The following is a 19,263-nucleotide window of genomic DNA, read 5'->3' as shown; positions in this document are numbered from 1 at the left end:
CCGGACCCCCGCTTCGGCCCTGAACGGGCCTCGTCCTCAAACTCCCCCAGAGGGGGCACCCCCAGACGGGCTGAAATGCCTGACTCGGCGTTATGCCGTGACCGTGTGGCCGAAGCGGAGCAGGTTGGACGGGTCGTAGGTTGATTTGTCCTGGCGTAGGCGGTTGTAGACCTCTGGGGTCCAGGCTCGGGCTCGGTCGGATTCGTCGCCGGGGGTGCCGTGGATGTTGACCATCGTGTAGCCCGTGCCGTACGGGGCCATTGCTGTGTGCAGGGCCCTCGTGGACTGTTCGATGGCCTCTGCTGCCGGGGGTGCGGCCAGGACGCCGACCGTTTCCAGGAGGTAGTTCGCGTCTCGGGCGCAGATGGCGTCCTCCAGGCGGGCGGGGCGGGAGAGGGCGCCGCCCATGTGGCGGATCTCCACCAGGAGGAGGGGGCAGTCGGGGACCTCGGGGCCCACCTGGGTCAGGAAGGTGTCGATGGCGTCCGGAGTGAGGTCGCGCATCAGGGCGCACGACTCGCGGGCGGGGAGCGGGTCCTGCGGCTCCATGTGGATGCGGTCCAGGGCCGCGTACGGCATCACCTCGACCGTGTCGACCGCTACCGGGGCCGCCGCGCGGATCGGGGCCAGCAGGCGTTCGCCCTCGGCCGGGTCTCCGGGCCAGGCGATCGCGACTCGGGCCCAGAAGCCGCCGCGCAGTGGTTCGGGGATCTCCGGGATGGGGGGCAGGCGCAGGAGGGTGAAGGCGCTGCACATCTCGTCGGGCAGGGTTCGGGTCCAGTCGGTCCAGGTGCGCAGCAGGGCCTCGGTGTGCTCGCCGGGGCAGTAGACGCCGCCGCCGAGGAGTGTGGGGACGGGCAGCAGCTCGCAGACCATGGAGGCCACCACGCCCACGTTGCCCTTGCCGCCGCGCAGCGCCCAGAACAGTTCCGGCTCGTGGTCGGGGTCGCTCTCGCGGAGCGTGCCGTCGGGTGTGACGACCTGGAAGGAGCGGACCAGGTCGGCCGCGTAGCCGTAGGCCCGGCCCATGACCGGGAGTCCGCCGCCCAGCGTGTAGCCGACCGCGCCCGCGTCCGTGGACGTGCCGCAGAGTGCGGCGAGGCCGTGCGGTGCGGCCGCCTCCAGGACGTGCCGCCACTTCGCTCCGGCCGCGATGGTCGCGAGGCGCTCCGCCGGGTTGATCCGTACGTCGGTCATGCGGGCCGTGTTGATCAGCAGGCCGTGGTCGATGGGGAAGTTCGCGCCGTGGCCGGTCGACTGGACGGCGACAGGGGTGCCCGTGGCCGACGCCCAGCGCAGCGCCGTCACGATGTCGTCGACGCCTGTCGCGCCCACCACCACGTCGGGGGTGTGCAGCGCGGCCAGGTTGAAGCCGGTGACCTCGTCGGCGTAGCCGTCGTCGCCGGGGCGCAGGACCGGGCCGTGGATCTCGGAGAGGGCGAAGAGGTCGGGGGTGTTGAGGTGGTGGGCGGCAGTCATCGCGTCCTCCGCGGTGCGTACGTACGGTACGGAGGGACGGCGGCGGCGAGGCGGGGTGGGGCGGGGCCGTCGGGGTCCTTGCGTTCGGGGGCCGGCTCAGGAGGGCCTGGGCCTTCGGGGCCCTTTCTTCAGGATGGACCCGTGGGGTGGGAGCCGCATGCGGGGCCGACACGGCCGTATAGGCCCGTCCCGGCGGTCCCGGCGGTCCCGGCGGTCCCGGCGGTCCCGGCGGTCCCGCGGTCCCTGCCGTCCCTGCCGTCCCTGCCGTCCCGACGTCCCGTCGGCAAAGGCGCTGTCGGGGCGGGCGTAGCGTAGGTGGCATGACGACGTACGGATCCTTCCCCGGCACGCGGCCGCGGCGTCTGCGGACCAGCCCCGTCATGCGGCGCATGGTCGCCGAGACCAGGCTGCACCCCGCCGACTTCATCCTCCCGGCCTTCGTGCGCGAGGGCGTCAGTGAGCCGGTGCCGATCGCCGCCATGCCGGGCGTGGTCCAGCACACGCGGGACAGCCTGAAGAAGGCCGCGGCGGAGGCGGTGGCGGCCGGCATCTCCGGGATCATGCTCTTCGGGGTGCCCGAGGAGGAGAACAAGGACGCCCTGGGGACGCCCGGTACCGACCCGGACGGGATTCTGCAGGTCGCCATCCGGGATGTGCGGGCCGAGGTGGGGGACGAGCTGCTCGTCATGTCCGACCTGTGCCTCGACGAGACCACCGATCACGGGCATTGCGGGGTGCTGGACGCCGAAGGGCGCGTCGACAACGACGCCACCCTGGAGCGGTACGCCGAGATGGCGCAGGTGCAGGCCGACGCGGGTGCGCATGTCGTCGGGCCCAGCGGGATGATGGACGGGCAGATCGGGGTCGTTCGGGACGCCCTTGATCAGATCGGGCGGGAGGATGTCGCCATCCTCGCCTACACCGCCAAGTACGCCTCCGCCTTCTACGGGCCCTTCCGGGAGGCCGTCGCCTCGTCGCTGCAGGGTGACCGCAAGACGTACCAGCAGGATCCGGCGAATGTGCGGGAGTCCCTGCGCGAGCTCGCCCTCGACCTGGAGGAGGGCGCCGACATGGTGATGGTCAAGCCGGCCGGGCCCTACCTCGACATCCTGGCGCGGGTCGCCGACGCGGTGGACGTGCCCGTGGCCGCCTATCAGATCTCCGGGGAGTACTCGATGATCGAGGCCGCCGCGGAGAAGGGCTGGATCGACCGGGACCGGGCCATCCTCGAGGCGCTGACCGGAATCAAGCGGGCGGGGGCGCGGAACATTCTGACGTACTGGGCGGTCGAGGCCGCGCGCCTGCTGGGCTGACGCCGTTCTCGCGGGCGGCTGCCGGGCTACGGTTCCGGCTCGTTCCGGCATCGGATCGATCAAGGGCTGACATCGGAACGTGCTCGGTTCGGCAACGGCCGGAACTCGGTTTGAGGAACGGTCGGTGGGCGCCTCGGGAGGCCGTGGGGATCGCGCGGCGATCTTCGGTTGTTCTGTCCTGAAATCGACGGTCGGTGGCGGGGGCGGTTCGGGGAATGGACGCTGTCCGGCTCGATGAGCTGCATGAACAAGGGAATTGACGAGTTCTCGTCATCCTCCTTACGTTCTGCGCATGGCCTGATCCGTTCCGGAGGGTCTTTGTTCGATCCCTGGGGGGATGCAATGAGCTGGTTCATCGAGGCGCTCAAGAAGTACGCGGTCTTCAGCGGGCGGGCGCGTCGCAAGGAATACTGGATGTACATGCTGTTCAACAGCATCCTCTACATCGTGTTCGCCGGCGTCGGCTTCGCTATCGACTTCCCGGCCCTCGCGGGCATCTTCGCGGTCGCGACCCTGCTGCCCAGCCTGGGCGTCACCATTCGCCGACTGCACGACACGGGCCGCACCGGCTGGTGGATCCTCATCTCGGTGATCCCGCTCGTCGGCTTCATCGTCATGCTGGTCTTCACGTGCTCGGACGGCCAGGCGGGCGAGAACCAGTACGGCCCGAACCCGAAGGAGGTCCCGGCGTTCGCGTAATGCCGCACGCCGCGTGACCTGTGCTTCATGGCCTGGAGGCCGTCCGGATGTCGTCCGGGCGGCCTTTCGCCTTTCCGAGGTCATGGTGGGCGGCCGACTTCTGGTGGGTGGACGGGCCCTCGTCGCGCAGGCCCTCGCCGTCCTCGCACGCGGTGAGCGTGAGCGAGGCGATCGCCACCAGCGTGGCGGCCAACAGCCGGGCGCGGGGGTGACGGGCGGGCGGTGCTGACGCGGACATGGTGTGGCCCTCTCCGTGGGTGGGGTTGGGGGTGGGGTTGGGGGTTGGGGGTTGGGGTTGGGGTCGGGCCTCAGCCTGCGTGATCACTCGTCCCGGCCGCCACCTTCGGCCGGGAATTCGGGACGCCCGAGTGGTGGGACCGCTGCTGACCTGCGGGGATGGCGTGTCCCGCGGCGTCGGAGTGGGACGCCTGAGGCCGGAGAGTTCGGCGGCGTTCGGCGGCGTTCGGCGGCGGGCGTCGCCAGCGGCGGCGTGAGGTCCGTATCCCGGAAACCTGCTTGTAGGTGGCATGTAGTTCTCTAGGCTGCCCGGCACGAGCCGTCACCCTCGTCGTCGTAGCCGAAGGAGCCGTGTCATGACCGTCACCGAACCCGCGCCCCACCACGCCCGAGCCGCCGTGCCGTCGCTTGCCGCGCGGGCCCGGTCGGCCGGGGGCTCGCCCGTGCGGGACATCCTCGCCGTCACCGCGCGCCCCGAGGCCATCAACTTCGCGGGCGGGCTGCCGGCGCCGGAACTGTTCGACCGGGAGGGCATCGCGGCCGCCTTCCGTGACGTACTCGCCGAGACGCCGGCGCAGGCACTTCAGTACGCCACGACCGAGGGCGAGCCCAGCCTGCGCACCGGGCTCGCCGCCCGCATCTCGGCACGCGGCCTCGCGACCGACGCCGACGACCTGCTCATCACCACCGGCTCCCAGCAGGGCCTGTCCCTCCTGGCCACCGCGCTGCTGGACCCCGGCGACACGGTCCTCGTCGAAGACCCCTGCTATCTGGCGGCACTTCAGGCCTTCCGCCTCGCCGGAGCGCGGATCGTCGCCGTGCCGGGGGACGCGCACGGCGTGGATCCGCGGGCGCTGGAGGAGTTGGTCGCGCGGGAGCGGCCGAAGCTCTTCTACACCGTGCCCACCTTCCAGAACCCGACCGGCAGAACCCTGCCCGCCGAGTGCAGGGCGGCCGTCGCGGAGGTCGCCGCGCGCTGCGGGCTGTGGATCGTCGAGGACGACCCGTACGGCGAACTCCGCTACGAGGGCGAGCGCGTGCCCTGGATCGCCTCGTACCCGGGCGCGGAGGACCGTACCGTGCTGCTCGGCTCCTTCTCCAAGGTGATGGCGCCGGGCATACGGCTGGGCTGGCTGCGCGCGCCCGCTGCCCTGCGGCGGGCGTGCGTGGTCGCCAAACAGGCCGCCGACCTGCACACCCCGACCGTCAACCAACTCGCCGCCGCCCGCTACCTCACCGGCCTCGACGCCCACGTGGCCCGCGTCAGGGACGCCTACCGCGAACGCCGTGACGCCATGCTGGCCGGCCTGCCCGGGGCCCTCCCGGAGGGCTCCACCTGGAACCGTTCCGAGGGCGGCATGTTCCTCTGGGCACGCCTGCCGGAGTCGTACGACACGACGGCCCTGTTGCCGACAGTGGTGCGGCAGGACGTGGCGTACGTCCCCGGCGCGCCCTTCTACGCCGGTGAGCCCGACCGGTCGACGCTGCGGCTGTGCTTCGTGACGCAGACGCCGGAGGAGATCGAGGAGGGGCTGAGGCGGCTGGGCAAGGGGCTGCGGCCCTAGGGCCAAGGGCCCAGGACCGGTCGGGCTGCGGACCGCAGACGGGTCGGGGCGCGTGTTCCTAAGGTGACACCATGTCCGACACCATGCGGTTCGATTTAGACGCGTATCTCCGGCGGATCGGTTGGGAGGGGGAGCGGCGGGCCGACGTGGCGACGCTGCGGGGAGTGCACCTGGCGCACATGCGGGCCATTCCCTTCGAGAACCTCGACGCCCTGCGGCGTACGGCCCCGTCCCTCGACCCGGCCGATCTGATGGCCAAGCTGGTGCACAGCCGGCGCGGCGGCTACTGCTACGAGCACAACACGCTGTTCGCGTGCGCGCTGGAGGCGCTGGGCTTCAAGGTGACGCGACTGGCCGCGCGCGTCGTCGTGGGCGCGGACCGCGTCGAGAGCCGCCCACGCACCCACATGGCGCTGCTCGTCGAGGTCCCCGGCGACCCGCGGCCGTATCTCACGGACGTCGGCTTCGGCGCGATCGGCGCACTGCTGGAGCCGGTGCCGCTGACCGCCGGTGTCGAGTTCCGGGACGCGGAGCGCCGGCACCGGCTCGCCCATGCGCCGCACGACGGGCCGCTTCAGCTGTGGCTGCTCCAGGCCCACGACCGGGCGAAGGACGACTGGACGGACCAGTACGCGTTCACGCTGGAGCCCTTCGAGAAGCCCGACTTCGAGGTCATCAACTGGCACATCGGGACCAATCCGCGCTCGCCCTTCACCCAGCACGTCTACGTCCAGAGCGTCACCGCCGAACGGCACCTCCTCCTCCACGGCCGGCTCCTGACGGAGACGCGCGTGGACGGGGCGGTCGTCGAGCGCGAGGTGATCGAGGAGGCGGAGGCGCGGCGGCTGCTGGACGAGGAGTTCGGGATCGACGTGCCGGAAGGGATGCGGCTGCTGCCGCAGTGACGGGCCCGGTCAGTCCCACCAGAAGTACCAGGCAGGCTGGTTGAGGAGCTGGCGTTCGGCGTACGCGGTGAGTGTCTGGTCGCCGCCCTGCCAGATGTTGTCCGGGCAGAACGCGAAGTGCTCGGCGGCCAGCGCCTCCGCCTCGGCGAGGGTGGTGGGCGGGGCGGCGACGGACACCAGCAGGGTGTCGAAGCCGAGGGCCACCACCCGTATGCCGAACCGGTCCTCCCAGGAGCGGAGCACCGCGGACAGCCGGCCGGTGTCGTTCTCGTGGTTCGCCGGACCCATCCAGCCGATCGCCGTGGGGAGGTCGGCGCTGCGGCGGGCCGGGACGAGGGCCAGGCGGGGCTCCTTGAGGGGGCCACGGCCGTCGAGGAGGGAGTCCACGACGTCGGAGGCGACGGAGTCGGGGTCGGTGGCGGCGTCTTCGGGGTCCGTGCCGGCGCCGGCGCGCCCGGTGTCGGCCAGACCGGGCCAGGCCGCGTCCTCCTCGGCGTACTCGTCCCAGAACTCCTCCAGCACCTCCTCGGCGTCATGGTCCCCCGGGTACGACATCTCCGCGGGCATCAACTCCCACAGCTCCGGCCCGCCATGACCGGCGCCGACGTCGAGGACGACCGGGAGGAGACCCACCGTCGGCGCCGACCGCCGCAGCGCGGCCCAGTCGCCGGGAGCCGCCCGGTCGTCCGCCAGCCACAGCAGCGGCTCGTGCCACGGCCCGTCGGCGGTCGCGTCGACCAGCCCGCCGGGCGGGAGTTGCAGACCGAGGGACGCGAGCCTCGGCAGAGGGTTCGGAAGTGTCGCCATGTCGGTGAACTGTAGGTGGTGCCACTGACAATGAGCCGCGTCCCTCAGTCGGCCACACGGGCGTCGAAGCAGTCCCCCTCGCCGCCCGCCGCCGGCCGGAAGCAGGCCCGGACGACGGTGCCGGGGTGAGCCGCGGTCATGGTGGTGTAGACGTAGGCGTCCGCGTCGATCTTGTTCTGGACCTCGGTGCTGTGGACGTCACCGTCACCTTCGGCACCGATGTCGTCGCCGTCACGACCGGACGCCGACATCTCCAGCCTGTCGCCGACGCGCGTCCCCCACATCCGGGCCCAACTCGTCCCGCACTCCTCGCTGTAGCGCAGCTCCATCCAGGCTCCGGAAGCGGTGCGGAGCGAGGCCAGGGTCGCCGGCGCGGTGTCGCACTTCATGTGCATCGGGCTCTTGCCCTCACAGACCGCTCCCCGGCAGCCGGGACCGGTCGCCGAGGGGGGCTGGGACAGCGACGAACGAGGTTCGCCGCCCGGGTGCGGCAACAGCAGAGCCACCGCCGCCGCGCCCCCGACGACCACGGCACACACCGAGACGAGCACCGCCACGGCCGCCGCACTCCGGTGAACGGCACTGTCGGCGGCGGTGCTGCCGGAGTGCGTGGCCTCCCGCGGTGACGGAGGTGGAGGGGGAAGAGGGGGCGGGGCCGGGGCCGGAATCGGGGCCGGGGCCGGGGAGCGCGGACCTTCCTTCGCCCGCCCGCTCCACTGCGACTCCACGATCTCCCACAGGGCCAGACAGCGCCCCTCCGGTTCTCCGACGAGACGGCACAGCTCCTGCACCGCGTCGCGCGGAGGGAGCGTCCGGCCGTTGAGGTAGCGGTCCCAGGACGACTTGCTGAACGAGGTCTTCGCCGCGAGGCCGGCCAGGCTCAGACCGGTGCGTTCCTTCAACTCCCGTAACGCGGCCGCCAGTCGGGCCCGTTCCGGCGGCGGCGCCGTCATCACCGTAGGGCCTTCCAGGTGTGCGGTCCGATGACGCCGTCCACGACCAGCCCCGCCCGCTTCTGCGCCTCCTTGACCGCGCGCTCCGTCATCGGACCGAAGATCCCGTCGATACCGCCCGGCGAGATGCCCGCTCGGCGCAGCAGACACTGCGCCTCGGCGACCTCCGGACCCGCGTGGCCGTTCCCCAGGACAGCGTCCTGGGTGCGGCTGTGGCCCGCGTACCAGCGGCCGTCGATCCGCTCGACACGGCAGGTGTACGCGGGTGCCGACCGCGTGGCCGACGCGGACGCCGACGTGGCGGACACGGCGACGGGGGGCTCCGACCGTTCGGCCTCGCCGCCGCCCAGCCGTACGGCGAGGAGGACCGCCGTGGCGACGGCCAGCACCAGCGCCATGGCCCCCGCGACCAATGCGACACGCAGCGAACGCCAGGGCGGCCGTATCGCGGTGGCCTCGGCGGACAGGGTCTGCGGCTCCGCTGTCGTCACTTCCGCTGCGGGCGCCTCCGCTTCGGCCGCGTCCACCCGTCCGTTCCCCCACGCCTCCGCGGCCACCTCGTGCAGCGCCAGCAACCGAGTCGGATCCTCACCCCCGATCCGGGCCAGTGCCTCGACGGCTTCCCTGGGCGGCAGCGACCGGCCGCCCAGATACCGTTCCCACGACTTCGGGCTGTACCCCGTCCTCGCGGCAAGCTGCCGCAGGCTCAGCCCGCTGTGATCCTTCAGACGGCGCAGTCGCACCACCAACTGCCGCACGCGCGGATCCAGTTCCGCGGGCAGCACTGCCCAACGCGACATGTTCCCCCCACTCGCGTTCACGGTCCGGGCCGGCGGTCCGTGGTCGGCGGTCCGCGCGCCCCGTCGCATTCTGCATCAGCATCCACGGACTCAAGCGGGACCCGGTTCCCGCACCGGTACGGAATCGGCCAACGCCCGCCCCAGGCGTCCCGCCGTGACGTCCCGGTCGACGGTGTTCCTACAGGTCAGTGGGCGGAACGTCCCGCGACGACGTCACTTACGCGGCAACTGTGGCAACCCTCGCAGCCCGCCCCGCACTCTCGTGTCGTCAGTCGGCGGCACGTCAGGTGCCGCCCCACGACCCCGAGGGGGAAGCATGCGATCGAACGCGTTGACGAGGACAGTCGTCAGCCTCACCGCCGTCGTCGGGCTCGCCGCCGGAACGGTGGCGGCCGCGGGCACCAGCTTCGCGGCGCCCCAGCGGGCCGCCAAGCCCGCGGTGAGCACCCAGGACGTCTCCGTCCTTGCCGTCAACAACCTCGGCCTGAACAAGGAGCGGGCCGAGAACTGGCAGTGCTGGCTGCACGTGCGGGGTTACAACCCCGGCACGATCGACGGGCAGCTGGGCACCAACAGCTGGCGGGCCGCGCAGAAGATGTTCAACGACGAGGGCTACAACGCCGGCCAGGAGGACGGAAAGGTCGGCCCCAAGACGATCGGGGCGCTGCAGCGCTACCTGAACGCCTGGGGTTACAACGCCGGTGACGACGACGGGATCGCCGGACCGCAGACCAAGCGCGCGTTCTGGGACTTCAACAAGAACTGCTGACCGAGCCTGACGACCGCACACACGCCGCGGCCCGTCCTCCCTGCGGGGGAGAGGATGGGCCGCGGTGCTCGTTCTTCGGGGCGGGTCAGAGCCGCTCGGGCGTCCGGATGCCCAGCAGGGCCATGCCCTGGTGGAGGGTGCGGGCCGTCAGGTCGCACAGGAACAGACGGTTCTCCGCAACGTCCTTCGGCGGCGCCGGCTTGATCACCGGGCACTTGTCGTAGAACGACGTGAACAGCGACGCCAACTGGTACAGGTACGCGGCCAGTTTGTGCGGGGCGTACTCCGCGGCCGCCTCGAAGACCGTGTCGCCGAACGCGTCCAGGTGCAGACCCAGCGCCCGCTCCGCCGGGGCGAGTTCGAGCTCCGGGTGCGCGCCCGGCTTCGTCTCGCCCGCCTTGCGCAGGATCGACTGGATCCGGGCGTACGCGTACTGCAGGTACACGGACGTGTCGCCGTTCAGGGACACCATCTGGTCCAGGTCGAACTTGTAGTCCCGGTTCGGCGACGTCGACAGGTCCGCGTACTTCACGGCACCGATGCCGACCTGCGCGGCCCGCTCCTGGATCTCGTCCTCCGTGAGGTCCTGCGCCTTCTCCCGTACGACCTCGGCGGCCCGCTGCACCGCCTCGTCCAGCAGGTCCTCAAGCCGTACGGTCTCGCCCTCACGCGTCTTGAACGGCTTGCCGTCCGCGCCCAGCACCGTGCCGTAGCCCATGTTGTGCGCGGTGACGTGCTCGGTCAGCCAGCCGGCCCGGCGGGCCGTCTCGAAGACCATCTTGAAGTGCAGCGACTGGCGTACGTCCACGACGTACAGCAGCGTCGTCGCGTGCAGGTCGAAGACGCGGTCGCGGATCGCGGTCAGGTCGGAGGCCGCGTAGCCGAAGCCGCCGTCGGCCTTCTGCACGATCAGCGGGACCGGCTGGTCGTCCTTGCCGCGGATCTCGTCGAAGAACACCACGAGCGCGCCCTCGGACCGCACCGCGACGCCCATCTCCTCCAGGAGGCGGGCGGTCTCGGGCATGCCCTCGTTGTACGCGGACTCGCCGACGATCTCCTCGTCGCGGATCTCCATGTCCAGCTTCTCGAAGACCGAGTAGAAGTAGACCTTCGACTCGTCCACGAACTGCTGCCACAGTTCGAGGGTCTCCTTGTCGCCGGACTGCAGGGCGACGACCCGCTTGCGGGCCCGCTCCTTGAACTCCTCGTCCGAGTCGAAGACGGCACGCGACGCCTTGTACACCCGGTTGAGGTTCGACATGGCCTGCTCGCCGTCGACGTCCTCCGGCGGGGCCAGCTCGCCGGGGTGCTCGAACAGGTACTGGATGAGCATGCCGAACTGGGTGCCCCAGTCGCCGATGTGGTGCCGGCCGATCGTCTTCTCGCCGGTGAAGTCGAGCATGCCGCGCAGGGCGTCGCCGATGACCGCCGAGCGGAGGTGGCCGACGTGCATCTCCTTCGCCACGTTGGGCTGGGCGTAGTCGACGATGGTGATGCCGGGGTTGTCCTTGAGGGGGACGCCGAGACGGTCGCCGTCCGCCGCGCGCGCCGCGAGCGTCTCGGTGATCGCCTTGTCGGTGACGGTGATGTTGAGGAAGCCGGGGCCGGAGACTTCGACGTCCTTGAACAGGTCGGGGGCGGTGATCTTCTCGACGACCTGGGTGGCCAGCTCCCGGGGGTTGGCCTTGGCCTTCTTGGCGAGGGCGAGGATGCCGTTCGCCTGGTAGTCGGCCCTGTCGCTACGTCGCAGCAGAGGGTCGCCGACGGTCTCCGGAAGGGCTTCCGTGAGGGCGTCGGAGAGGTGCTGGGCGACGTTGGCGGTGATGGACGTGACCGGGGCCATGGGTATGGGTGCCGTTCTGGTCGGGGCTGGTGTGAGAGTCCCGGTCAGTATCCCACGGGGCAGCAAAGGGGTTTTCTGGCTCATGGCCGACTGCGCGGCTCTGAAGAGGCGTTTTCGTCGTTGCCGCCCGAGCTGGGAGAATGTAGGCGCCAGCCGTTGACCGTACGGCTGCCCTGGAGAAAGAAGGACGTGCCGATCGTGGCTCAGAGCACCGAGACCACCGACTGGGTCTCCCGTTTCGCGGATGAGGTCATCGAGGAGTCGGAGCGTCGGGCCCCGGGCAAACCGGTCGTCGTCGCGTCCGGACTCTCCCCCTCAGGCCCCATCCACCTCGGCAACCTGCGCGAGGTCATGACCCCCCACCTCGTCGCCGACGAGATCCGGCGGCGCGGACACCAGGTCCGGCACCTGATCTCCTGGGACGACTACGACCGCTACCGCAAGGTGCCGGCCGGGATCGCCGGGGTCGACGAGTCGTGGGCCCAGCACATCGGCAAGCCGCTGACCTCCGTCCCGGCGCCGAAGGGTTCGGCGTACCCGAACTGGGCCGAGCACTTCAAGGCGGCGATGATCGAGGCGCTCGCCGAGCTGGGCGTGGAGTTCGACGGGATCAGCCAGACCGCGCAGTACACCTCCGGCGTGTACCGCGAGCAGATCCTGCACGCCATGAAGCACCGCGGCGACATCGACGCCGTCCTCGCCCAGTACCGCACCAAGCCCAAGGGCGGCGCCAAGAAGTCGCAGAAGCCCGTCGACGAGGCCGAGCTGGAGGCCGCCGAGGGGTCGGGGGCGGCCGGCGAGGACGACGGCAGCTCCGGCTCCGCCGGGTACTTCCCGTACAAGCCCTACTGCGGCAACTGCGAGAAGGACCTCACCACCGTCACCTCATACATCGACGACACCACCGAGCTGTCGTACACCTGCAACGAGTGCGGCTTCTCCGAGACGGTCCGGCTGGGCGAGTTCAACCGCGGCAAGCTGGTCTGGAAGGTCGACTGGCCCATGCGGTGGGCGTACGAGGGCGTGATCTTCGAGCCCAGCGGCGTCGACCACTCGTCGCCGGGGTCGAGCTTCCAGGTCGGCGGCCAGATCGTCGGGATCTTCGGCGGCAAGCAGCCCATCGGGCCCATGTACGCCTTCGTCGGGATCTCCGGGATGGCGAAGATGTCGTCCTCGCGGGGTGGGGTGCCCACTCCCGCCGACGCGCTGAAGATCATGGAGCCGCAGCTCCTGCGCTGGCTCTACGCCCGGCGCCGGCCCAACCAGTCCTTCAAGATCGCCTTCGACCAGGAGATCCAGCGGCTCTACGACGAGTGGGACAAGCTGGACGCGAAGGTCGCCGACGGGTCGGCTCTGCCGGCTGACGTCGCCGCCCACTCGCGTGCGGTGCGTACGGCGGGCGGTGAGCTGCCGCGCACGGCGCGTCCGCTGCCGTACCGGACGCTCGCCTCCGTCGCCGACATCACCGCCGGACACCAGGACCAGGCGCTGCGCATCCTCTCCGAGCTCGACCCGGAGAACCCGCTGGGCGCACTGGACGAGGCCCGCCCCCGGTACGACAAGGCCGAGGCGTGGATCAACACGCAGGTGCCCGCCGACCAGCGGACCATCGTGCGCGACGAGCCCGACGCCGAGCTGCTGAAGTCCCTCGACGAGGCGTCCCAGCAGTCGCTGCGGCTGCTCCTCGACGGCCTGGAGTCGCACTGGTCGCTGGACGGCCTGACCCACCTCGTGTACGGCGTGCCCAAGGTCCAGGCCGGATTCTCCGCGGACGCCACGCCCAAGGAGCTGCCGCCGGAGATCAAGACCGCCCAGCGGGCGTTCTTCGCCCTGCTCTACCACCTGCTGGTCGGGCGGGACACGGGGCCGCGGCTGCCCACGCTGCTGCTCGCGGTCGGGCAGGAGCGGGTACGGCGCCTGCTCGGCGAGTAAGCGAGCAAGCGGGTGAACGCGTAAGCGGTACGGGAAAGGGGCCCTCCGGCGAGGGCCCCTTTCTGCTGCGCATCAGGCGATGTGGTTCTCTTCCAGCTCCGCGTTGTAGAGGTTCGTGAACCGGGTGACCATGCGCTTGGCCTCGTCCGGCAGAAGCGCGGTGCCGAACTCCGCCTCGACGTTCTCGCTGAACTCGCGCGGGGTCGGGTAACCGGTGCCGCCTATCGACTTCTTGAAGACCTGGTAGTAGTCCTCCTCGGTCGGATCCGCCGGTTCCGGCGTGCCGCCGCCCTCACCGAGCTGGCGGGTGCGGCCCCGGCTCACCGGGATCGGGAAGGTGCCGGTGTCCTCCGGAGAGGGCTCCGGGACGGGAGGCTCCTCCTGGAACTGCTCCTGGTACTGCTCGGCCTGGAGCTGCTCCTCGTACCACTGCTCGTACTGTTCCTGAGGGTTGTACGCCGGGTCGTAGCCGCCCTGGTACTCCACGTTGCGGGGCGTGTTGAACCAGTCCTGCACGTACTCCGGCTGCTCCGGGCCGGGCGTGGCGACCAGCTCCGGGCGCTCCTCGCCGGGAGGTGCCGCCTGCTGCGGCACGGGCGCCGCCACAGCGGCACGACCGCCCGCAGCCGGGACCGTCTCCGGCGCCGGCGCCACGTCCGGCACAGGCGCCGCGTCCAGCGCCTGCTTCGGCGCCGGCGGCAGCAATGCCGGCTCGATGCCCGCCGCCGCCAGCCCCGCCGGAGCCGTCTCCGCCAGCGGGACCCCGTACCGCGCCAGGCGCAGCGGCATCAGCGACTCCACCGGCGCCTTCCGCCGCCATGCCCGGCCGAAGCGGGAACGCAGGCGCGCCTGGTAGACCAGCCGCTCCTGCTCCAGCTTGATGACCTGCTCGTACGAGCGGAGCTCCCACAGCTTCATACGGCGCCACAGCAGGAACGTCGGCACCGGGGAGAGCAGCCAGCGGGTGAGGCGTACGCCCTCCATGTGCTTGTCGGCCGTGATGTCCGCTATACGGCCGATCGCGTGCCGGGCCGCCTCCACCGACACCACGAACAGGATCGGGATCACGCCGTGCATGCCGACGCCCAGCGGGTCCGGCCAGGCCGCCGCACCGTTGAAGGCGATCGTCGCCGCCGTCAGCAGCCAGGCCGTCTGACGCAGCAGCGGGAACGGGATACGGATCCACGTCAGGAGAAGGTCGAGGGCGAGCAGCACACAGATGCCCGCGTCGATGCCGATCGGGAAGACATAGCTGAAGTTCCCGAAGCCCTTCTGGATGGCCAGCTCGCGGACGGCCGCGTAGGAACCGGCGAAGCCGATGCCGGCGATGATCACGGCGCCGAACACGACCACACCGATGAGAACGCGGTGCATTCGAGTCAGCTGCAGTGGCGCGGCCACTCGTACTCCCCTCCCCTTGCGTGTTGTTGCGCGCAACAGAGTGACACATCCGTGCGGCGTACGGATTCACGTACGACAGGAGCCCGGCCCCTGGAGGGGGGCCGGGCTCGTGCAACAGGCGGGGCTGAGCTGCGCGTTGTGACGCAGTGATGGGGCAGGTGTGACGGTCAGCTCTTCTTCGACGCTGACTTCGACGGGGAGCTGGACGCCGCCTTCGAGGCACTGGCAGACGGGGATTTCGAGGGAGACTTCGAAGCCGACTTCGAAGGGGTGCTGCTCGGCGTGCCCGCGCTGCCGCCGCCGTTCGCCTTCGTCACCGCGGCGACGGCCTCCTTGATCGCCTTCTGCGCCAGCTTGTTCAGGGCGTCCGCGCTCGGGGTCTTGTCACCGGCGTAGCCGGCGCCGTTGTAGTCGAGCGTGACGACCACGTTCTCCACCCGGGCGACGACCGTCTCCTGCTTGAAGGCGCCCTCCTTCTTCTTCAGGTCGTAGCGCACCGCCGTCGCCTCGTCGCCCACCCCGGCGACCGGCTCCGACTTCACGTTCTTCGCACCGGACACCGAACGGGCGTCCTGCACCTGAGTCTCGTAGTGCTCCCGCGCCAGCTTCTCGCCCGACCCGCGCGTGACGTCCGAGTCGAAGCGCAGCAGCGAGACGTTGAGCCAGCGGAACTGCGAGCCCTTCACACCGTTGTTGTCGAGGCTGCTCCAGGAGCAGGAGCCACGCGTCGACGTGTCGTCCGACTTGCCCGCCTTGCCGGACTTGGCCTCCGGAACCAGGTCCTCCAGCGTCTTCTTCGACAGCACCTTGCACGACTGCGGAAGCGACTTGTACACGGCCGCCTGCACCGTCGGCGACGGACTCGCGGACGCGGACGCCGCCGACGAGGTCTGCGCGCCGTCGCCGGATCCGGCTCCGTCGTCCGAACCGGAGTCCGAGGAGCAGCCCGTGGCGATCAGCATCACGGGCACGGCCGCCGCGCAGACAAGGAATCGGTGAAGGCCCTTCACCCGCTTCTCACGCTCGTCACGGCGGAAACGCTGGTCTCGCTCTGCTGCTCGCTGCATGGTTCCTTCACTCATGACTGACACTCGTGGTTCCTGCGGTCGGATCGGGTCCGAGGGGCCACGGTACGCGGTGAAGAAGGTGTGTGGTCTCGTTTCGGTTACGTCGCGCGCGGGCGTACGGGGGTGACCCAGGGGCTTCACTCCGCCAGCGCGTCCGCCAGCTGCGCCGCCAGTTTCTGGGCCCTGTCCTGCATTTCCTCGCTGTCCGGGACCGTGCCGACGGTCGTCGGCTGCTCCTCGTACTCGATCCGCACGATCACGTTGGACGTGCGGAACACCACAGTCACCGTGCGCTGCTGGGCCGTCGAACCGGAGCTGCTGAGCTCGTCGTCGAGGAAGGCCTCGTCGCCGAGGTCCTCCAGGACACGGGGCTGGAGTTCGGCGGGAGTCGTCCCGTCGGCGGAACCGGAACCGGAACCGGAACCGGAGGGGGAGGCGGAGGCGGAGGGCGAGGCGGACGCGGGCCCGGACCCGGACGCCGAGGTCGAGGTCGAGGGCGACGAGGAGGGCGAGTCGCTCGCGCCGGTGGTGGACGTGGACGCGTCCACGCCACTGACGGTCTCGGAACTCGTCGGCTCGGGAAGGTCGGCCGCCTCCTGCTGGGTCGCGAAGAGCTCCTGCGCCTCGCTGTCGTCGCTGACCGCGCCGTCGTACGCCACCACACGCTCGAAGTCGACGAAGAGGTGGTCGGTGGCGTCGGTCGACTCCACCTTCCAACGGCAGCCCACCTTGCGGTCGGTGTCGAACGTCAGCGTCGGCGTGCCCTCGTACGCCTCCTCGCGCTGCTCCTCGTCCGGGAGTTCCCTGACGCCGGGCAGGAGCGAGTCGAGGGTCTCCTCGCCGACCGTGTCGCAGGGGTCGGGCAGGGTGCGGTACCGGCCGGGCTCGGCCGCCGCGGTCGCCGTACCCGAGTCGCCGGGGTTGGAGTCGTCGGTCGTGCCGCCGCTGTCGGAGCTGCCGGTGCAGCCGGACAGCAGCGCCGCGAGGAGCGCGGCGACGCCGGATACGTACGCCTTCCGCTGCACGGTCAGGCTCCTCTCAACGGTGGCTGTGTGGTCGGTCCGTTGCCGGTGTTGTCGGTGTCCCCGCTGGTTATTCGCTTGCAGCGCGGGGGCGACCCCTGGAGACAATGTGTATCGCACGCACTGCCGTGGACGCCGGTCCGTTGTCCCATTTCGCCGATCCTGGCACCGGTTTTGCGATTTCAGACTTGTATTTTGTTTCCGGGGGATTGAGGGCGATATGTCGTACGTGGAGATGCCGGGCGCGAAGGTTCCCATCCGCATGTGGACCGATCCGGCGACGGTCGAGGACGGGGCGCTGCAGCAGCTGCGGAACGTCGCGACGCTGCCGTGGATCAAGGGGCTGGCGGTCATGCCGGACGTCCACTACGGCAAGGGCGCGACGGTCGGCTCCGTCATCGCCATGCGGGGGGCTGTGTGTCCTGCGGCGGTGGGGGTGGACATCGGGTGCGGGATGTCGGCGGTGAGGACGTCGTTGACGGCGATTGATCTGCCGGGGGATCTGTCGCGGTTGCGGTCGAAGGTCGAGCAGGCGATTCCGGTGGGGCGGGGGATGCATGACGATCCCGTGGATCCGGGGCGGCTGCATGGGTTCGCCACGGCCGGGTGGGACGACTTCTGGGGGCGGTTCGACGGGGTCGCGGAAGCGGTCAAATTCCGTCAGGAACGTGCCGGAAAGCAGATGGGAACGCTCGGAAGCGGCAACCACTTTGTCGAAGTGTGCACGGATGAAACAGGTTCTGTCTGGTTGATGCTGCACTCCGGTTCCCGGAACATCGGCAAGGAACTGGCCGAGCACCACATCGGCGTGGCCCAGAAGCTCCCGCACAACCAGGGCCTGGTCGACCGTGACCTCGCCGTCTTCGTGGCGGACACCCCGCAGATGGTGGCGTACCGGAACGATCTGTTCTGGGCACAGGAGTACGCGAAGTACAACCGCACGATCATGATGGCGCTCCTCAAGGACGTCATCCGCAAGGAGTTCAAGAAGGCGAAGCCGACCTTCGATCCGGAGATCTCCTGCCACCACAACTACGTGGCAGAGGAGCGCTACGAGGGCATGGACCTGCTCGTGACCCGTAAGGGCGCGATCCGCGCGGGCTCCGGCGATTACGGGATCATCCCGGGCTCGATGGGTACGGGTTCGTACATCGTGAAGGGTCTCGGGAACGAGAAGTCCTTCAACTCGGCCTCGCACGGCGCGGGTCGGCGCATGAGCCGCAACGCGGCGAAGCGGCGCTTCTCGACGAAGGACCTGGAGGAGCAGACGCGGGGCGTGGAGTGCCGTAAGGACTCCGGTGTCGTGGACGAGATTCCGGGCGCGTACAAGCCGATCGAGCAGGTCATCGATCAGCAGCGGGACCTCGTCCAGGTCGTGGCGAAGCTGAAGCAGGTTGTCTGTGTGAAGGGCTGACGCAGGAGGCCCCCGGTGGAAACCGGGGGCCTCGCTCATGCGCTGTGCTTCTACTCCGGCGCGTGGGTCACCGCGTAGATCATCACGAACGCCACGATGTGGATGCCGAAGAGGAAGTAGCCGAGCCACCACCACATCTGGCGTTCGTTGTGCGGGTCCTTGCCCTTGCCCTTGCCCTCGCGCTTGGCCTTGTCGCCGTCCGGCACTACAGCTCCCTGTGGACCTTCGTGTTGGACGCCTGGGCGCGTGGGCGGACGACCAGGAGGTCGATGTTGACGTGGCTGGGGCGGGTGACTGCCCAGGTGATGGTGTCGGCGACGTCGTCGGCCGTGAGGGGGTCGGCCACGCCCTGGTAGACGTTCGCGGCCTTCTCCTCGTCGCCGGCGAAGCGGGTCAGGGCGAACTCGTCCGTCTTGACCATGCCGGGCGCGATCTCGATGACACGGACCGGGCGGCCGACGATCTCCAGGCGGAGGGTCTCGGCGAGGACGTGGGCGCCGTGCTTGGCGGCGACGTAGCCCGCGCCGCCCTCGTACGTGCCGTGGCCGGCCGTGGAGGAGACGACGACGATCGTGCCGTCGCCGCTCGCGTCCAGCTTCGGGAGCAGGGCCTGGGTGAGGTTCAGGGTGCCGATGACGTTCGTCTCGTACATCGTGCGCCAGTCGGCCGGGTCGCCGGTGGCCACGGGGTCGGCGCCGAGTGCGCCGCCCGCGTTGTTGACGAGGACGCCGATCGTCTGGAAGGCCGTCGCGAACTCGTCGACCGCCGCGCGGTCGGTGACGTCCAGCTGGTACGCCGCCGCCGATCCGCCGGCCGTCGTGATCTCTTCCGCCAGCGCCTCGATACGGTCCTTGCGGCGGGCGGTCAGGACGACCCGGTAGCCGGCCGCGGCGAGCTGCCGTGCCGTGGCGGCGCCGATTCCGCTGCTCGCACCGGTGACGACGGCGATGCGGGAGGCGGCGGACGGTGCGGCGGTGGCCATGAGCTGCTCCTCTTGCGTGGTCCGGACGGCGTGATCGCACGCCTGTCCGGCCAGGATAGGTGGGCGGGGCGGTGG

General features: G+C 70.4%; 18 protein-coding genes. 7 read left to right on the top strand and 11 right to left on the bottom strand.

Features of this window, described 5'->3' with window-relative positions; translation table 11 throughout:
* Positions 1 to 90 precede the first annotated feature (90 nt).
* The gene (locus tag QQM39_RS18280) at positions 91 to 1,479 is read right to left on the bottom strand and encodes an FAD-binding oxidoreductase (RefSeq protein WP_301997963.1); all 1,389 of its coding nucleotides are present in this window, start codon (positions 1,477 to 1,479) and stop codon (positions 91 to 93) included.
* A gap of 320 nt (positions 1,480 to 1,799) precedes the next feature.
* Between QQM39_RS18280 and hemB the strand changes: the two genes are divergently transcribed.
* Complete coding sequence (gene hemB / locus QQM39_RS18275) at positions 1,800 to 2,792, top strand: porphobilinogen synthase (RefSeq protein ID WP_301997962.1); 993 nt, start codon at positions 1,800 to 1,802, stop codon at positions 2,790 to 2,792.
* 342 nt (positions 2,793 to 3,134) lie between these two features.
* A complete protein-coding gene (locus tag QQM39_RS18270; protein WP_301997960.1) occupies positions 3,135 to 3,491 on the top strand; it encodes a DUF805 domain-containing protein in 357 nt (118 codons plus the stop codon).
* Between the two features lie 25 nt (positions 3,492 to 3,516).
* On the opposite strand, the gene QQM39_RS18265 is transcribed toward QQM39_RS18270, so the two are convergent.
* On the bottom strand, positions 3,517 to 3,729 hold the full coding sequence (locus tag QQM39_RS18265; protein ID WP_301997958.1) for a hypothetical protein: 213 nt from the start codon (positions 3,727 to 3,729) through the stop codon (positions 3,517 to 3,519).
* A 355-nt stretch (positions 3,730 to 4,084) separates the two neighbouring features.
* Here QQM39_RS18265 and QQM39_RS18260 point away from each other — a divergent pair, with 355 nt between their 5' ends.
* Together QQM39_RS18260 and QQM39_RS18255 are read left to right on the top strand one after the other, a co-directional pair.
* A complete protein-coding gene (locus QQM39_RS18260) occupies positions 4,085 to 5,293 on the top strand; it encodes a PLP-dependent aminotransferase family protein (RefSeq protein WP_301997957.1) in 1,209 nt (402 codons plus the stop codon).
* A 71-nt stretch (positions 5,294 to 5,364) separates the two neighbouring features.
* A complete protein-coding gene (locus QQM39_RS18255; protein ID WP_301997956.1) occupies positions 5,365 to 6,198 on the top strand; it encodes an arylamine N-acetyltransferase in 834 nt (277 codons plus the stop codon).
* Positions 6,199 to 6,207: 9 nt separating this feature from the next.
* Here QQM39_RS18255 and QQM39_RS18250 read toward each other — a convergent pair whose 3' ends face one another.
* Genes QQM39_RS18250 through QQM39_RS18240 form a run of 3 tightly spaced genes read right to left on the bottom strand, consistent with a single transcriptional unit; the run spans position 6,208 to position 8,758 of the window.
* Entirely contained in the window at positions 6,208 to 7,005 is a 798-nt protein-coding gene (locus QQM39_RS18250) for a DUF4253 domain-containing protein (protein ID WP_301997955.1), read from the bottom strand.
* Between the two features lie 44 nt (positions 7,006 to 7,049).
* The gene (locus QQM39_RS18245) at positions 7,050 to 7,958 is read right to left on the bottom strand and encodes an XRE family transcriptional regulator (protein WP_301997954.1); all 909 of its coding nucleotides are present in this window, start codon (positions 7,956 to 7,958) and stop codon (positions 7,050 to 7,052) included.
* Positions 7,958 to 8,758, bottom strand: a complete 801-nt coding sequence (locus tag QQM39_RS18240; protein WP_301997952.1) for a peptidoglycan-binding protein — start codon at positions 8,756 to 8,758, stop codon at positions 7,958 to 7,960. Before QQM39_RS18240 ends, QQM39_RS18245 begins: the two co-directional genes overlap by 1 nt.
* A gap of 316 nt (positions 8,759 to 9,074) precedes the next feature.
* Between QQM39_RS18240 and QQM39_RS18235 the strand changes: the two genes are divergently transcribed.
* A complete protein-coding gene (locus QQM39_RS18235) occupies positions 9,075 to 9,527 on the top strand; it encodes a peptidoglycan-binding protein (RefSeq protein ID WP_301997951.1) in 453 nt (150 codons plus the stop codon).
* A gap of 85 nt (positions 9,528 to 9,612) precedes the next feature.
* Here the strand turns inward: QQM39_RS18235 and argS are convergent, their stop codons facing one another.
* A complete protein-coding gene (gene argS / locus QQM39_RS18230; RefSeq protein ID WP_301997949.1) occupies positions 9,613 to 11,370 on the bottom strand; it encodes an arginine--tRNA ligase in 1,758 nt (585 codons plus the stop codon).
* A gap of 189 nt (positions 11,371 to 11,559) precedes the next feature.
* On the opposite strand from argS, the gene lysS reads away from it, so the two are divergent.
* Positions 11,560 to 13,302: a lysine--tRNA ligase gene (lysS, locus tag QQM39_RS18225; protein ID WP_301997947.1), complete on the top strand. Its 1,743-nt coding sequence runs from the start codon at positions 11,560 to 11,562 to the stop codon at positions 13,300 to 13,302.
* Between the two features lie 72 nt (positions 13,303 to 13,374).
* On the opposite strand, the gene QQM39_RS18220 is transcribed toward lysS, so the two are convergent.
* The 3 genes from QQM39_RS18220 to QQM39_RS18210 form a co-directional block, all read right to left on the bottom strand.
* On the bottom strand, positions 13,375 to 14,676 hold the full coding sequence (locus QQM39_RS18220; protein ID WP_301997945.1) for a DUF2637 domain-containing protein: 1,302 nt from the start codon (positions 14,674 to 14,676) through the stop codon (positions 13,375 to 13,377).
* Positions 14,677 to 14,870: 194 nt separating this feature from the next.
* Positions 14,871 to 15,770, bottom strand: a complete 900-nt coding sequence (locus QQM39_RS18215) for a DUF3558 family protein (protein WP_301997944.1) — start codon at positions 15,768 to 15,770, stop codon at positions 14,871 to 14,873.
* A 137-nt stretch (positions 15,771 to 15,907) separates the two neighbouring features.
* Complete coding sequence (locus QQM39_RS18210) at positions 15,908 to 16,795, bottom strand: DUF3558 domain-containing protein (protein ID WP_301997943.1); 888 nt, start codon at positions 16,793 to 16,795, stop codon at positions 15,908 to 15,910.
* Between the two features lie 217 nt (positions 16,796 to 17,012).
* Between QQM39_RS18210 and QQM39_RS18205 the strand changes: the two genes are divergently transcribed.
* Entirely contained in the window at positions 17,013 to 18,206 is a 1,194-nt protein-coding gene (locus QQM39_RS18205; RefSeq protein ID WP_301997942.1) for an RtcB family protein, read from the top strand.
* 50 nt (positions 18,207 to 18,256) lie between these two features.
* On the opposite strand, the gene QQM39_RS18200 is transcribed toward QQM39_RS18205, so the two are convergent.
* Both QQM39_RS18200 and QQM39_RS18195 read right to left on the bottom strand, forming a co-directional pair.
* A complete protein-coding gene (locus tag QQM39_RS18200; RefSeq protein ID WP_301997941.1) occupies positions 18,257 to 18,412 on the bottom strand; it encodes a hypothetical protein in 156 nt (51 codons plus the stop codon).
* A complete protein-coding gene (locus QQM39_RS18195) occupies positions 18,412 to 19,188 on the bottom strand; it encodes an SDR family NAD(P)-dependent oxidoreductase (protein ID WP_301997940.1) in 777 nt (258 codons plus the stop codon). The genes QQM39_RS18200 and QQM39_RS18195 overlap by 1 nt, the downstream gene beginning before the upstream one ends.
* Between the last annotated feature and the right edge of the window lie 75 nt (positions 19,189 to 19,263).

Source organism: Streptomyces sp. DT2A-34, from assembly GCF_030499515.1.
GTDB lineage: Bacteria > Actinomycetota > Actinomycetes > Streptomycetales > Streptomycetaceae > Streptomyces.
Note: the sequence above shows the minus strand (reverse complement) of the source record. Positions and strands in the feature narration are given on the sequence as shown.

Excerpts from the sequence above, each read along its gene's own strand:
- QQM39_RS18280 (WP_301997963.1), bottom strand. The coding sequence starts at position 1,479 with ATGACTGCCGCCCACCACCTCAACACCCCCGACCTCTTCGCCCTCTCC.
- hemB (WP_301997962.1), top strand. The coding sequence starts at position 1,800 with ATGACGACGTACGGATCCTTCCCCGGCACGCGGCCGCGGCGTCTGCGG.
- QQM39_RS18270 (WP_301997960.1), top strand. The coding sequence starts at position 3,135 with ATGAGCTGGTTCATCGAGGCGCTCAAGAAGTACGCGGTCTTCAGCGGG.
- QQM39_RS18265 (WP_301997958.1), bottom strand. The coding sequence starts at position 3,729 with ATGTCCGCGTCAGCACCGCCCGCCCGTCACCCCCGCGCCCGGCTGTTG.
- QQM39_RS18260 (WP_301997957.1), top strand. The coding sequence starts at position 4,085 with ATGACCGTCACCGAACCCGCGCCCCACCACGCCCGAGCCGCCGTGCCG.
- QQM39_RS18255 (WP_301997956.1), top strand. The coding sequence starts at position 5,365 with ATGTCCGACACCATGCGGTTCGATTTAGACGCGTATCTCCGGCGGATC.
- QQM39_RS18250 (WP_301997955.1), bottom strand. The coding sequence starts at position 7,005 with ATGGCGACACTTCCGAACCCTCTGCCGAGGCTCGCGTCCCTCGGTCTG.
- QQM39_RS18245 (WP_301997954.1), bottom strand. The coding sequence starts at position 7,958 with ATGACGGCGCCGCCGCCGGAACGGGCCCGACTGGCGGCCGCGTTACGG.
- QQM39_RS18240 (WP_301997952.1), bottom strand. The coding sequence starts at position 8,758 with ATGTCGCGTTGGGCAGTGCTGCCCGCGGAACTGGATCCGCGCGTGCGG.
- QQM39_RS18235 (WP_301997951.1), top strand. The coding sequence starts at position 9,075 with ATGCGATCGAACGCGTTGACGAGGACAGTCGTCAGCCTCACCGCCGTC.
- argS (WP_301997949.1), bottom strand. The coding sequence starts at position 11,370 with ATGGCCCCGGTCACGTCCATCACCGCCAACGTCGCCCAGCACCTCTCC.
- QQM39_RS18220 (WP_301997945.1), bottom strand. The coding sequence starts at position 14,676 with ATGCACCGCGTTCTCATCGGTGTGGTCGTGTTCGGCGCCGTGATCATC.
- QQM39_RS18215 (WP_301997944.1), bottom strand. The coding sequence starts at position 15,770 with ATGCAGCGAGCAGCAGAGCGAGACCAGCGTTTCCGCCGTGACGAGCGT.
- QQM39_RS18205 (WP_301997942.1), top strand. The coding sequence starts at position 17,013 with ATGTCGTACGTGGAGATGCCGGGCGCGAAGGTTCCCATCCGCATGTGG.
- QQM39_RS18195 (WP_301997940.1), bottom strand. The coding sequence starts at position 19,188 with ATGGCCACCGCCGCACCGTCCGCCGCCTCCCGCATCGCCGTCGTCACC.